Origin of the sequence: Salarchaeum japonicum (assembly GCF_049705945.1) — an archaeon.
Classification (GTDB): Archaea; Halobacteriota; Halobacteria; order Halobacteriales; family Halobacteriaceae; genus Salarchaeum; species Salarchaeum japonicum_A.
This window is the reverse complement of record NZ_JBNAMV010000004.1, coordinates 1,473,728-1,484,423: the sequence shown is the minus strand read 5'-3', so window position 1 is coordinate 1,484,423 and position 10,696 is coordinate 1,473,728. Positions and strand designations below refer to the sequence as shown.

Annotated in this window: 19 protein-coding genes and 1 tRNA gene; 4 read left to right on the top strand and 16 right to left on the bottom strand. The window is 65.0% G+C overall.

Translation table 11 applies throughout. The annotated features are described in order from the left end of the window. Position 1: 1 nt before the first annotated feature. The 11 genes from ACOZ4O_RS09695 to ACOZ4O_RS09645 all read right to left on the bottom strand — a co-directional run bounded on the left by ACOZ4O_RS09695 (position 2) and on the right by ACOZ4O_RS09645 (position 4,705). Positions 2-505 (bottom strand): hypothetical protein, encoded by a 504-nt coding sequence (locus ACOZ4O_RS09695; RefSeq protein WP_424525106.1) that lies wholly within the window; start codon positions 503-505, stop codon positions 2-4. A gap of 3 nt (positions 506-508) precedes the next feature. Continuing rightward, positions 509-799: a hypothetical protein gene (locus ACOZ4O_RS09690; protein WP_424525105.1), complete on the bottom strand. Its 291-nt coding sequence runs from the start codon at positions 797-799 to the stop codon at positions 509-511. 114 nt (positions 800-913) lie between these two features. After that, positions 914-1,060, bottom strand: coding sequence for a hypothetical protein (locus tag ACOZ4O_RS09685; protein WP_227261378.1), 147 nt, complete (start codon positions 1,058-1,060; stop codon positions 914-916). Further along, the gene (locus tag ACOZ4O_RS09680; protein ID WP_424525104.1) at positions 1,060-1,842 is read right to left on the bottom strand and encodes an ATP-binding protein; all 783 of its coding nucleotides are present in this window, start codon (positions 1,840-1,842) and stop codon (positions 1,060-1,062) included. The genes ACOZ4O_RS09685 and ACOZ4O_RS09680 overlap by 1 nt, the downstream gene beginning before the upstream one ends. Further along, positions 1,839-2,414, bottom strand: a complete 576-nt coding sequence (locus ACOZ4O_RS09675) for a hypothetical protein (RefSeq protein WP_424525103.1) — start codon at positions 2,412-2,414, stop codon at positions 1,839-1,841. Before ACOZ4O_RS09675 ends, ACOZ4O_RS09680 begins: the two co-directional genes overlap by 4 nt. A 10-nt stretch (positions 2,415-2,424) precedes the next feature. Further along, complete coding sequence (locus ACOZ4O_RS09670; protein WP_424525102.1) at positions 2,425-2,949, bottom strand: hypothetical protein; 525 nt, start codon at positions 2,947-2,949, stop codon at positions 2,425-2,427. After that, on the bottom strand, positions 2,946-3,362 hold the full coding sequence (locus ACOZ4O_RS09665; RefSeq protein ID WP_424525101.1) for a hypothetical protein: 417 nt from the start codon (positions 3,360-3,362) through the stop codon (positions 2,946-2,948). The genes ACOZ4O_RS09670 and ACOZ4O_RS09665 overlap by 4 nt, the downstream gene beginning before the upstream one ends. Continuing rightward, the gene (locus ACOZ4O_RS09660) at positions 3,363-3,989 is read right to left on the bottom strand and encodes a hypothetical protein (RefSeq protein ID WP_424525100.1); all 627 of its coding nucleotides are present in this window, start codon (positions 3,987-3,989) and stop codon (positions 3,363-3,365) included. Then, positions 3,986-4,108 (bottom strand): hypothetical protein, encoded by a 123-nt coding sequence (locus ACOZ4O_RS09655; protein WP_424525099.1) that lies wholly within the window; start codon positions 4,106-4,108, stop codon positions 3,986-3,988. The genes ACOZ4O_RS09660 and ACOZ4O_RS09655 overlap by 4 nt, the downstream gene beginning before the upstream one ends. Beyond that, on the bottom strand, positions 4,105-4,386 hold the full coding sequence (locus ACOZ4O_RS09650; protein ID WP_424525098.1) for a hypothetical protein: 282 nt from the start codon (positions 4,384-4,386) through the stop codon (positions 4,105-4,107). Before ACOZ4O_RS09650 ends, ACOZ4O_RS09655 begins: the two co-directional genes overlap by 4 nt. Before the next feature lie 55 nt (positions 4,387-4,441). Next, positions 4,442-4,705, bottom strand: coding sequence for a hypothetical protein (locus tag ACOZ4O_RS09645; protein ID WP_424525097.1), 264 nt, complete (start codon positions 4,703-4,705; stop codon positions 4,442-4,444). A gap of 153 nt (positions 4,706-4,858) precedes the next feature. Between ACOZ4O_RS09645 and ACOZ4O_RS09640 the strand changes: the two genes are divergently transcribed. Beyond that, a complete protein-coding gene (locus ACOZ4O_RS09640) occupies positions 4,859-5,125 on the top strand; it encodes a hypothetical protein (protein ID WP_424525096.1) in 267 nt (88 codons plus the stop codon). Between the two features lie 87 nt (positions 5,126-5,212). Next, complete coding sequence (locus tag ACOZ4O_RS09635) at positions 5,213-5,899, top strand: hypothetical protein (protein WP_424525095.1); 687 nt, start codon at positions 5,213-5,215, stop codon at positions 5,897-5,899. 76 nt (positions 5,900-5,975) lie between these two features. Here the strand turns inward: ACOZ4O_RS09635 and ACOZ4O_RS09630 are convergent, their stop codons facing one another. The 4 genes from ACOZ4O_RS09630 to trmY all read right to left on the bottom strand — a co-directional run bounded on the left by ACOZ4O_RS09630 (position 5,976) and on the right by trmY (position 8,113). Next, complete coding sequence (locus ACOZ4O_RS09630; protein WP_424525094.1) at positions 5,976-6,515, bottom strand: CopG family ribbon-helix-helix protein; 540 nt, start codon at positions 6,513-6,515, stop codon at positions 5,976-5,978. Between the two features lie 138 nt (positions 6,516-6,653). Further along, the gene (locus ACOZ4O_RS09625) at positions 6,654-7,112 is read right to left on the bottom strand and encodes a hypothetical protein (RefSeq protein ID WP_424525093.1); all 459 of its coding nucleotides are present in this window, start codon (positions 7,110-7,112) and stop codon (positions 6,654-6,656) included. 287 nt (positions 7,113-7,399) lie between these two features. Then, a tRNA-Pro gene (locus tag ACOZ4O_RS09620) sits at positions 7,400-7,472 on the bottom strand. Between the two features lie 47 nt (positions 7,473-7,519). Continuing rightward, on the bottom strand, positions 7,520-8,113 hold the full coding sequence (gene trmY, locus ACOZ4O_RS09615) for a tRNA (pseudouridine(54)-N(1))-methyltransferase TrmY (protein WP_424525092.1): 594 nt from the start codon (positions 8,111-8,113) through the stop codon (positions 7,520-7,522). Between the two features lie 71 nt (positions 8,114-8,184). Here trmY and ACOZ4O_RS09610 point away from each other — a divergent pair, with 71 nt between their 5' ends. Continuing rightward, positions 8,185-9,465, top strand: coding sequence for a tRNA pseudouridine(54/55) synthase Pus10 (locus tag ACOZ4O_RS09610; protein ID WP_424525091.1), 1,281 nt, complete (start codon positions 8,185-8,187; stop codon positions 9,463-9,465). Continuing rightward, the gene (gene rnhB, locus ACOZ4O_RS09605; RefSeq protein WP_424525090.1) at positions 9,458-10,114 is read left to right on the top strand and encodes a ribonuclease HII; all 657 of its coding nucleotides are present in this window, start codon (positions 9,458-9,460) and stop codon (positions 10,112-10,114) included. Before ACOZ4O_RS09610 ends, rnhB begins: the two co-directional genes overlap by 8 nt. Here the strand turns inward: rnhB and ACOZ4O_RS09600 are convergent. Further along, complete coding sequence (locus tag ACOZ4O_RS09600; RefSeq protein WP_424525089.1) at positions 10,111-10,695, bottom strand: GNAT family N-acetyltransferase; 585 nt, start codon at positions 10,693-10,695, stop codon at positions 10,111-10,113. The two genes, rnhB and ACOZ4O_RS09600, sit on opposite strands and share 4 nt — an antisense overlap. Between the last annotated feature and the right edge of the window lies 1 nt (position 10,696).

Genomic DNA, 10,696 nt, shown 5'->3' with positions numbered 1-10,696 from the left:
TTTACGAGACGTACCGAACGGCGTTCTTGTCGACGTAGAGCGCGCTCTGCGTCCAGTCGATCTGCGTGTCGCCCTTCAGACTGACGTAGAGGTTGTCGATGTCGCGCACCTGGACGGCTGGGAAACGGTCGTCTTCTTTCGCTTCCTTCGTGCCCTTGAGAACGTGTTTGATGGCGTCGATGTTGTCGACGTTCTGCTGCTCGTCGATGCTGAGGCTGTTGTACGAGCGGATGTTGTCCTGAACGTAGGAGACGGTGTCCGCCTTGTCCATCGAGGGTGCTTCGTACTCGAGGGCGATGGCGGTGTTCGTCGGGAGGGGGTCACCGTTGGAGTCACGGAGGTCGGCGTAGATGGGGATGCCGTCCTCGCTTCCCTGCGCGACCTGCCCGCGGATGACGAGCGCGCGGCCGTCCTCGGGACTGATTTCGAGAACGGGCGTCAGCTGGCCGGTGACGTTCTGCTTCTCGGTCGCGATGTTACTGATGTTGCTGAGCTGTTTCGTCATCAGTTAGGCCCCCAGGTTGGTGACCGTCTGCTTGAGACCGAAGCGCTCCATCGCCTTGTCGGCGGTGTAGAGGCCGCCGCCGACCTGGATCTCTCGCGTGTACATCGGCGAGTATCCAGCGCCGAACATCACAGCGAGGCCGTAGGCTTCGTCGGGGATGTCGAACGGCGCGGAGCCTTCGATAACGTTGCGTGCGACCGTCGGGGCGAGATAGCCCGCGAGGGTCGCGGCGATGCTCTCCCACTCGTCTGCGTCGAGTAGGGTGTCGAACTGCGTGGTCAGGTTGGATGCCATTCCATCCGACTCTAGTCGCGTTGGCTTCGTGACGGCTCAAGCGGCCCAGCACGGCGGTACCGGGCCGCGACGGGTCACGGGTGGCGTGGGGTGGCTATGGGTTGCCGACCGCCGTCAGAGGTCTGACTCCCCGAGGATATAGGCGACTACCTGCGACTTCGTCGGCTCGAACCCCCAGCGGTCTTCCAGTCGAGAGCGAGCGTCCCGGAACGCCTCCGCGGGTTCGCCGTAGAGCGTGATGTCCTCGCGTTGCTTCGGCATCAGGGGTCTGCGAGCTTGTGGCCCTCGGGGCCGTAGTGAGTCGATTGCATGGACTTATCGCGGGTGTCGACGCGCTCGAAGTCGCCGTCGTCGCTTCGAATCCACTCCGAGCCGACCGTGTGGTCGGCGTCGTCCGTGAATCGTCGAAGTGCGAGTGGTTCGCCATCAACGCGGAGGTCGTCGGGGACGGGCCCGGAGACACGGCGCGTGTTCGCGTTGTGGAACTCCTTCGGATACTCGATGTAGCCGGAGATCTTGTCGAGGTCGGCGTCACTCTTGAAGCCGCCGAGAACGGTGCGATCCATCTGCGCGAGGATGGTTTCGTCGAGCTTCGCCGGACGCTGGGTCACCCAGAGCGAGGAGACGCCTTCCCCGCGGCCGGTCGTCGCGAGACCTTCGACTTCTTCCGGAAACCCGCCGCGTTGCGGGGCGACGAAATGTGCTTCGTCGATGACGACGAGCGCCGTACCGTCGATCTCGCGGGCGGCACGGACGACGTTCGCGGCGACCTCCTGCCAGGTCTCCGAGCGGAGTCCGGCGCGCGCGAGGATGAGCTTCCGGTTGTCTTCGAGCGCTGTCGTCCACGCGCTCGCGTCGAGCGTGGCTTCGTGGTCGCCGACGCCCATCCAGCGTGCGAACCCGGATTTCGCCAAGCCGCGATACTCGTCCTTGTAGTCGAGAACGACGGCGTACTCGACGGACTGGAGGTTCGCTTCCGTGTACACCTGACAGAACCAGGATTTCCCCCAGCCCGTCTTCGCGGCGAGCACGGCGTGCGTCACGCGTCAGCGCTGTCGGTGTCGTCGCGTTCGAGGTGTGCTGCGACCTGGTGGATGGTTCCGACCGCCGCCTGCAGGTTCTTCCGAGCGAGGCCCTCGGCGTGTTCGACGCGATCCCATTCGACGACTTCGTCGCTGAAAGTGTCGAGATCGACGCCGAACGTGTCCTCAACATGGAACGCGGCGACCTGCGCGTCGGTCATCGACTGGACGGCGTGTTCGGGGCCGGCGCGCTCACGGTAGGTCTCTGCCCATGTCGACATCCGGTCCTGCCACTGGTCTTTCGAGAGGCCAGCGCTCTGCCGTGCTTTCTGGGGGTTGTCGAGGAAGTCCGGGGCGACGTTCTCCCACCACCAGGTGTCGAACTCGCCGTCGGAGAACGCATCGGCCATCGAGAGTAGTTCGTCCCGGCGCGCTTCAGCGGTTTGACTGACGCCGAACTCGCCAGCGTCCGCGGCGTCGACGAGGCGGTCGATAGCTTGGAAGAGCTGGTACTCGCTCGCGGAGAGGATGCTGGCGAGCGCCTGGGCTTGCGGCATCTCGGAGGGAGTGACGGACTTGAGCGCCCTCTTCATCATGGATTCCCTAAACATCGTCAAGGAGACGTTCGAGAACGTCCGTCTGCGCGACAACGTTGCCGACGACGAACATCGCGGTTCCCATGAACACCCACTGCTGGGGTGGCACGTCCTCGGGACGGCCGCGTTCGGCCATCATCTCGTTGAACGCGTCGTCGACGTCAAGGTCGCGGAGGTCGTCACCGGAGACTTCGGCGTCGCCGTCAAGCCCCTCGATGAGAGATTCGGTAGCGGTGACGGCGATGTTGCAGTACATGTCGCCCCACTTCCGCCGGTCGCCGGACGGCGTCGACTCGCTCGATTCGCCAGCCGACTCGATTTCGTCGCTTGTCTCGTCGCCGTCGTCGGGTTCGGCGTCGTCGAGGTCGTCCTCGATCTCCTCGCCGATACCGGCGAGGTCGGCCATCTCGTCGTCGTCGAGCGCGGGCTGTTCGTCGGCGTTCTCGGCGTCCGGTTCGACATCCGAGTCGTCGGTGTCGAGCGATTCCGGGCCCGGTGCGTCGTCGCTTGGGGTGTCTGTGTCGGTTGTCATACAAGGAGTTCGTCGCGGGTGGAATCGTCGAGTTCAGTCACGCTGTCTCGAAGAATCGCCGTCAGAAGTCGGTCGTTCTTCTCGCGACGGTCGTAGCCGCTGTAGCCGCCCGGCGGTTCGGTCTCGTCGAGGAGTGAGAGTCGAAGAACTTCGACGTACGCCGGCGGTACGTGCCAGGAGACGTTGCCATCCGGTGTGGCGGCCCAGACGACCGGCCACTCGGCGCTCTCGTCGGATTCATCCGGAAGATACCAGCCTGAGTTCGGATAGCGGTAGGTGGCGAAGGCGACGGCGAGGAGGTTCCGGTCGGTGTACGCGCGCTCTTTCTGCCCGCGGAGGTCGGCGGCATCGGTGAGACCGTCGACTGCGCCCTTCGCGACCGCGTGCAGGAGCTTGTCGGCTGCGTCCGCCATTCAGACTAGCCCTCCATCCATATCGTCGGGGCTCTCGATAGACTCGTCGTCTTCGTCCTCGACGCCCGATGTGGGTTCGACGACTTCCGTCTCGTCGTTCGAGCGCTTGCGGAGCGCGAGATAGATCGTGAGGAAGGCGACGAGCAGAAAGGCTCCCCAGAGGAGGGTCGTGGTGTCGACGCTTGGCATCGAGAAATCGGGCGACGGCGTCGAATCGGGAGTGCCGTCGGGCGGGTCTTCGTTGCTGGTGTCGTTCGTTTCGGTGCTCGGCGTCGTGTTCTCGCGTTGCCGGGCTAGTTCTTCCTGTGTCGGCATCTCGTCGCTTTCCTGGGATTCGTCGTCGCTTTCGTCAGTCGATTCGTCGGGCGTCCTGGAAGCGTCAGCGGGAGCGGTGGTACTGTCGGATTCATGGATTTCGTCGCCTGTCTCCGTCGATTCGTCTTCGTTTGTGGTGTTGTCGGGTTCGTCGTCGGTATCGGCGTCTTCGAGTGGTTCGGGAGAGAGTTCGTCGAGGTCGTGGACGCCGTCGTCGGTCATCCGGATATGCTGGGTGACCTGGGCGCGGCTTTTCTCGACGCCCTCGCCGAATTCGCAGTCGTCGACGGGACAGGTGTAGGGGTCGGTCATTCGGGGCAGATGTAGCGGAAGACGTACTGGCCGTCTTCCTGGCGGGTACGCTCGCGTTCGTGTTCGTAGGCGGGCCGGCCGCAGTCGTCACAGGGTTCGTCGGCGATGCGGTCGCTCATACGTCGATGACGGTGTCGATTGGGAGCTTGTGCTGGTACTCGAACTCGGCGTGCCCGGCGTGGTTCCAGCCGCCGCGCTCCTCGACGAGGCGGGTCACGGTGGACGGGCGACGGCGCTGGAGTGTGATCTGGTTCTCGTCTTCGTCGAACAGGACGAAGATATACCAAGCGGTCGCGTGTGCGTTCGAGACGGTGAGACTGCGATGCTGGTCGCGACGAACGCGGAAACGACCGGCTTCCGGGTAGGTGTCGCCGATAGTACGGTGACACGACTTCACTTCGCCCTTCGTCGCGCGGTCGTCGTGGTCGTAGGCTCGAACGTCTGGGTTTGGGTCACGATTCGACGGCGTCGGTGACGGTTGTGGCGAGCTGGCGGACGTGCGATTCGGAGCGAAGCGCCGCGCACGGCACCTGGACTTCGTGAACGAGGTGTGAGCCGTCGGGTGTGCGTCCGAGGCGAACGCGCGCTCCCTGCGCGACGTTCTGGACGCGTTCGGGTGCGATGTAGTCGTCCTCGATGGTCTCGAAGTCGTGTTCGTAGCGCACGGTAGCCGTCCAGAAGGTGTTGCCCTCCTGGGTGCGTTTCACGTCAGGCATCGCGAGCGCGGGTAACGTGTGTGGTTGTAGGGTGCATCACACGCCGTAGAGGGGGTTCGTGGAATCTAGTCCCTCGGAATATCGAGACGGGGGTCTGGGGATGTTGTGACAGAACGGGGTTTTATGGTATTATATCGGGAAAGAACGGCTGTAATGGCGATTAACTGCCTCGTGAATGTGGGGTCGAACTCGGCAGGGGTGACGCTGCCGAAGGACGATCTCCGCGAACTCGGTTTGATCGCGGAGGACGGCTCCATCGAGAGTTGTAGTCTACGTGTTGAATCAGTTGGAACCGGGGCGTGGGTCGTGACGGCGACGAACGAGGTCGGCCTCGACGAGTTCGCGCGATTACGCGCGGCCGCCTCGATGTCCCTGCTTGACGAACCGGGTCACGAAAAACAAGAAGCCGCCGTCGTCTAAGGTTAGGAACCGATCTGGAGCCGACACGAACGCTGATACGTGTCGGCCATCCTGGAATTTTTATGCGGTGTCCGTGATTGATGCCGTATGCAAAAACGCCAGTTCTTGACAGCCGTTGGCGGGACGCTCGCAGCATCGTCACTAGCCGGGTGCCTGGGGTATACCGTTAAGAGCACTAGTGAAATCGAGGATATGGAGAACCAGCTGGAGAAAAAGTCCGGAGAAATCGCTGAACTCGAAAATCAGATCGAGAACCAGTCGACCCAAATTTCGTCCCTGGAATCGGAGGTGTCCACTCAGTCAGACGAGATTGAGGGTCTGCGCTCTGATTTAGACGGTTCGAAGGATCGGCAAGTACTGTACCTCTACAGTTACGGACTTACAAGCTATAACAACGGAGTTGACAAATACAACAGTGGACTATCCTACGCCCAGGAAGAGAGCTACTCTTCTGCTCGCGCAGAGTTCAACGTAGCAGCAGGCTATTTTGATTCCGCTGCTACAAATTTCGAGGCGGCAAAGTCACGTGCAGAGGAATTGAATGAGACTTCGGTTTCGAACTGGTGCGATGACACCTATCAGAACGCCTACGCGCTCACATCAGCTGTCGGCGATTATCAAGTGGCGATGGCCGCCTACGCCCGGAATCGCGATAGCACTGCGCAAGACTACCTTGACCAGGGCGATTCCCACTATCAAACAGCGCAAAGTTACGAAGTTCGTGACCGGAGTACGTTAGAAAACGAATTGGGGATCAGCTTAGACGACGCGTAATCTCAATCTGGGCAAGTTTAGCAGCGTCAAGAAGTTCCTGCAACGGATTCGATACCAAAATGAGAGAAAGAACGGTTCAGTCGTCGGCCTGGCTTCGCGCGGGTTCGGCGCTTTCGAGGCTGTCGAGCGTTTCCTCGGGGGTCATCGCTTCGAGTTGTGCGACGTACTCGGGGTCGTAGACCTCGGAGTACCGCCATGCGCGTGGGTTCGCGCAGAGCGGCTTGATGCGCCAGAAGTCGGCGTCTGAGCCGGAGCCGAGCGCGTCGCCCATCTGGTGTTTCACGTAGCCCTCGCGCTGGAGGGAGACGAGATACCCGCGGAGCGCAGTGGCGGGGATTCCGGTCTCGGTCGCCATCTTGCTCTTGTGGAGGTCGAACCGGAGCTGGTGCTGTTTCGCGTGGTCGACCGCGACCGAGTAGACGGTGTTCAGCGACGGGTCACTCGGTCGGTACTCGTCGTTGTCGTCCGGGAGGCGTTCACCGACTTCGGCCTCGATGAGTTCGACAATCTTCTCGCTCCGGCTCTTGTCTTCGGCCTCGGCGAGCGCGTCGAGTTCGTCGAGAGTGTCGTCGGGGATGCCGGAGACACTGACGCGGGAGGTCGGCGCGGAGTTCATACGACCCACGCTACAGACACCCCCGATTATTACGGTCGTAACACAGGGACGGGGCGGGGTTCGACAGTATGTATGAAGCCCCCTCCCCTGTCGTGCTGCCAGACTCGTGCGCGGGCAGGTGTGCGCGTGCGAGGCCAGTCATCGGCCCGTCCACCTCGGTTCCATCTGCAGGTCAGCGGGCCGCTCGACGGGCTCGGGTTCGACGATGCGGCCACCGTCGGCGCGAGCGGCGGACGCGGTGGGGTCAGTGTCGTCGAGGTCGTCGCCGGCGTCGGGGATGTGGACGTGGTTGCCGTAGGTGTCGCGGCCGGCGGGGTCGGTGGGTTGGTTCTCGGCCGTCCAGTGGGCGCGTCGGAGCGCGCAGAGGTGGGCGCAGGGGGAGCGATGGCTGTCGCGGTACTCCCAGCCCTTGCAGTCGCACGTGCCGCTCCACGCGCCGCGTTCACGACGGATGTGGACTTCGTGCCAGTCGCCGCCGGGGAGTTTCACGTCCCAGGTGGCTCCGTTGTGGGGGCGGATGACGGCGTGGAGTGGGTCGCTCCGCGTCCAGGACTCCGTCTCGTCGTCGCGTTCGCTGATGAAGTCGAGCGGAATCATGGCCCCCTCCATGCGTCGTTCGTTGCGCTGGTGAGCATCGCGCCACAGCGGCCGCAGTAGGGGTTGTTGCGTTCGTCGTGCTGGCGGACGGGTGGGCCGTCGCAGTAGCACGTCACGGGCGGCACACCCCGTTGTCGAGTGCGGGGCAAAGTTGCCCGCGGTGTCGGATGTAGCCGCCGCAGTAATCGCAGATGGGTGTGTCGTCGTGAGCCTGAGTGCTCACGCGGACCACCTCGTAGAGCGGCCGCTACGTGTCAGTGAATGCGGGAAAAGGGGTATATGTGTAGTGGGCCGGCGCGAATTTGAATCGCGGTTACGGCCACCCGAAGGCCGAAGGATACCAAGCTACCCCACCGGCCCGCGTTTTCTCGTACGGTCTGGTTTGCCTTTAACCCTTCCGAAGCGGGCTAGTAGGTGGTGTAGGCGTCGGTGTCGAGGTAGTTGTTCGCGACGGCGATTGTGTGGTCGGCGTGGATTGCGTGCGGGCCGACGCGGACGCGTTGGTCGGCGTGCTCGGCGATGAGGTCTGCTTCTGTGGGGGTGAAGTCGTTGTGGTCGGAGAGGACGAACGCGGGGTGTTCGGGGGGTTCGGCGTCGGCGAGTGGCTGGCCGTCCTCGTGGAGGTGGGCGACGGTAGCTCGGTCGGCGATGCGGTCGAGCGTGGGTTCGAGGCCGCGTTTGGAGAGGAACACGCCGGGGCTGGGTTCGGCTTCCCGGTGGCCGATGGCCTCGTTCTTGTGGTCCAACGCGTTCCGGACGAGCCCGGCGAGGTTGCGTTCGTCGGGCCGGGCGTTCCGGAGGTCGCGGGAGTCGAAGCGCACGGTGAGTTCGTCCTGGAGGACGAGGTGGACTTGGACGGCGTCGCGGATGTCGTGACTGAGGAAGAGACCGGAGCCGATGCAGCGACAGAGGAGGTCGAGGCGGCCGGCGTTCGGGAGCGAATCGAGGGAGAACTCGGCGTCCGTGGGGGCGTCGTGGCCGAGGACGATGAACTCGCGCATACCCGTGGGTTCGGGCGTGCTCGCAAAGGTGCGTCGAAAGGGCTACGTGGGCGTCCGGCCGAAATCGAGGTATGAGTGTTATCGAGGACGCGCGCGCGGTCGTGGCCGAAGGCCCGGTCTGCGACCCCTGCCTGGGGCGGTGTTTCGCGGAGCGGAGTTTCGGGTTGACGAACCGCGAGCGCGGACGTGCGCTGCGGACGGCGGCCGCCATCGACGACGACGACCCCTACGAACCCGGGGAGGACTGCTGGGTGTGTGAGGGCTTGTCGAGCGAGTTCGACGAGTGGGCCGAGCGCATCGCGGACGAACTCGGGGACACGGAGTTCGCGTCCTACCAGGTCGGCACGCGGACGCCGCCGCTGGTCGAGGAGAACGAACGCCTCCTCCGGGAGTCCGCGGGCCTCGATGCGGACGCGGGCGAGGCGTTCAAGTCCGAGTTCAACCGCGAGGTCGGCAAGCGCGTCGGGCAGCAGACGGGCGCGGACGTGGACTTCGACCGGCCGGACGTGCTCGCGGTCGTCGACCTCGACGACGGCGCGGTGGACGTGCAGGTGAACCCCGCGTTCGTCTACGGACGGTATCGAAAGCTCGCGCGCGGCATCCCGCAGACGGAGTGGCCCTGTGGCGACTGCGGCGGCGGCGGGTTGCGCGACGACACGGTGTGTCCGACCTGCAAGGGCACGGGCTACCAGTATCCGCTGAGCGTCGAACAACTGACCGCGCCCGTCGTGGAGGACGCGATGGACGGCACGGAGTCGAAGTTCCACGGCGCAGGCAGGGAGGACATCGACGCGCTGATGCTCGGGACGGGCCGGCCGTTCGTCGTCGAAGTGAAGAACCCCGAGAAGCGACTGCTCGACGCCGACGACTTGGAGGGGGAAATCAACGCGTTCGCGGGCGGGAAGGCCGAAGTCGAGGGGCTGCGGCTCGCGACCTACGAGATGGTCGAGCGCGTGAAGGAACACGACGCGGACAAGACCTACCGGGCCGAAATCGAGTTCGACGCGCCCGTCGACCCCGAGGACTTCGCGGCCGCGCTCGACGACCTCGACGGCGCGACCGTCGAGCAGCGCACGCCCGAACGCGTCTCCCACCGCCGCGCGGACAAGGTGCGGGAGCGCACGGTGCTCGACATCTCCGGCGACCTATCGGACGAGACGCACGCGACCGTCGAGGTGCTCGGCGAGGGCGGTCTCTACATCAAAGAACTCGTGAGCGGCGACGACGGCCGAACGACCCCGAGCCTCGCCGGACTCCTCGACACGCCCGCGGTCGTGACGGCGCTCGACGTGGTCGCCGTCGAGGGCGAAAACGAGCCGTTCGAGCGCGACGAGTTCTTCCTCGATGTATAGGTTCGGCGTGGACGAGGCCGGGAAGGGGCCCGTGCTCGGGTCGATGTTCGCCGCGTGCGTCGTCGCCGACCCCCGAGACCTCCCGGACGGGCTCCGGGACTCGAAGAAACTCAGCCCCGACCGACGCGAAGAACTCGACGCCGCGCTCCGCGCTCGCGACGGCGTCCGAATCGGCGTGGCCGAAATCCCGGTCGACCGCATCGACGACCCCGCGACCGACATGAACACGCTCACCGTGAACGCGCACGCCGCGGCTATCGACGCCGCGAACGCCGCAGACGCCGCGAGCGCGGACGGCCGGGGAATCGTGGACGCCGGCGACACGTCCGAGGAGCGGTTCGCCGCGCGCGTTCGCGAGACGGCCGACGACGAGGTGTCGGTCGACGCGGAGCACGGCGCGGACGACGCCTACGCGCTGGTGGCGGCGGCGAGCGTCGTCGCGAAGGTCGCGCGGGACGCGCACGTCGAGACGCTCGCGGACGAGTACGGCGACGTGGGAAGCGGCTACCCGAGCGACCCGCGTACCAGGGAGTTCCTCGCCGAGTACGTCCGCGAACAGGGGGACCTCCCGGCGTGCGCGCGGTCGTCGTGGAGCACGTGCGAGGACGTGCTCGCGGCGGCCGAGCAGTCCGCGCTCGCGGAGTTCTAGGCGTCGTACTCGGCGCGCGTGATGGAGAACCGGTGGTGGTCAGCGGGTTCGTCGAAGCGACCGGCGTGGTGGCGGAGTCTGCCCTCGTAGCGGCCGCCGTGGCGCTCGACGTATCGCTCGACCGCGCGCCGCGACTTCTCGTTCTCGCCGTGCACGGGAATCGCGACGCAACCCACGTCCAGCGCGTCGAACGCGATTTCGAGGAGGGCGTCCGCGCGCTCGCCGGAGTACCGCCGCCCCCAGAACGGTTCGCGCAGCCAGACGCCGAGGACGGCGAGATCTTTCTCCCACTCGGTGATGATGGTCGCGGTGCCGGCGAACGCGCCCGCGCCGTCCTCGCCCGACCGTGGGCGAATCACCCACTCCGCGCGCTCGCGCGCCCGCCACTGCTCCGCGAAGTCGTCGATGCGGGCGGCGGCGTCCCCCATCGTCGCGACCGGGTTCCACGGCAAGTACCGGGTTTCGGGCTCGATGCTGGGGTTCCGGTGGGAAGCGTGGTCGTAGTACTCGCGAACGTCGACGCGGTCGCGGCAGAGTCGCTCGAACCGCAGGCGGTCCGTCTCGAACGTTTCCGGGAACATA

Excerpts from the sequence above, each read along its gene's own strand:
- ACOZ4O_RS09695 (WP_424525106.1), bottom strand. The coding sequence starts at position 505 with ATGACGAAACAGCTCAGCAACATCAGTAACATCGCGACCGAGAAGCAG.
- ACOZ4O_RS09690 (WP_424525105.1), bottom strand. The coding sequence starts at position 799 with ATGGCATCCAACCTGACCACGCAGTTCGACACCCTACTCGACGCAGAC.
- ACOZ4O_RS09685 (WP_227261378.1), bottom strand. The coding sequence starts at position 1,060 with ATGCCGAAGCAACGCGAGGACATCACGCTCTACGGCGAACCCGCGGAG.
- ACOZ4O_RS09675 (WP_424525103.1), bottom strand. The coding sequence starts at position 2,414 with ATGAAGAGGGCGCTCAAGTCCGTCACTCCCTCCGAGATGCCGCAAGCC.
- ACOZ4O_RS09670 (WP_424525102.1), bottom strand. The coding sequence starts at position 2,949 with ATGACAACCGACACAGACACCCCAAGCGACGACGCACCGGGCCCGGAA.
- ACOZ4O_RS09665 (WP_424525101.1), bottom strand. The coding sequence starts at position 3,362 with ATGGCGGACGCAGCCGACAAGCTCCTGCACGCGGTCGCGAAGGGCGCA.
- ACOZ4O_RS09660 (WP_424525100.1), bottom strand. The coding sequence starts at position 3,989 with ATGACCGACCCCTACACCTGTCCCGTCGACGACTGCGAATTCGGCGAG.
- ACOZ4O_RS09655 (WP_424525099.1), bottom strand. The coding sequence starts at position 4,108 with ATGAGCGACCGCATCGCCGACGAACCCTGTGACGACTGCGGCCGGCCC.
- ACOZ4O_RS09645 (WP_424525097.1), bottom strand. The coding sequence starts at position 4,705 with ATGCCTGACGTGAAACGCACCCAGGAGGGCAACACCTTCTGGACGGCT.
- ACOZ4O_RS09640 (WP_424525096.1), top strand. The coding sequence starts at position 4,859 with ATGGCGATTAACTGCCTCGTGAATGTGGGGTCGAACTCGGCAGGGGTG.
- ACOZ4O_RS09635 (WP_424525095.1), top strand. The coding sequence starts at position 5,213 with ATGCAAAAACGCCAGTTCTTGACAGCCGTTGGCGGGACGCTCGCAGCA.
- ACOZ4O_RS09630 (WP_424525094.1), bottom strand. The coding sequence starts at position 6,515 with ATGAACTCCGCGCCGACCTCCCGCGTCAGTGTCTCCGGCATCCCCGAC.
- ACOZ4O_RS09625 (WP_424525093.1), bottom strand. The coding sequence starts at position 7,112 with ATGATTCCGCTCGACTTCATCAGCGAACGCGACGACGAGACGGAGTCC.
- trmY (WP_424525092.1), bottom strand. The coding sequence starts at position 8,113 with ATGCGCGAGTTCATCGTCCTCGGCCACGACGCCCCCACGGACGCCGAG.
- ACOZ4O_RS09610 (WP_424525091.1), top strand. The coding sequence starts at position 8,185 with ATGAGTGTTATCGAGGACGCGCGCGCGGTCGTGGCCGAAGGCCCGGTC.
- rnhB (WP_424525090.1), top strand. The coding sequence starts at position 9,458 with ATGTATAGGTTCGGCGTGGACGAGGCCGGGAAGGGGCCCGTGCTCGGG.
- ACOZ4O_RS09600 (WP_424525089.1), bottom strand. The coding sequence starts at position 10,695 with ATGTTCCCGGAAACGTTCGAGACGGACCGCCTGCGGTTCGAGCGACTC.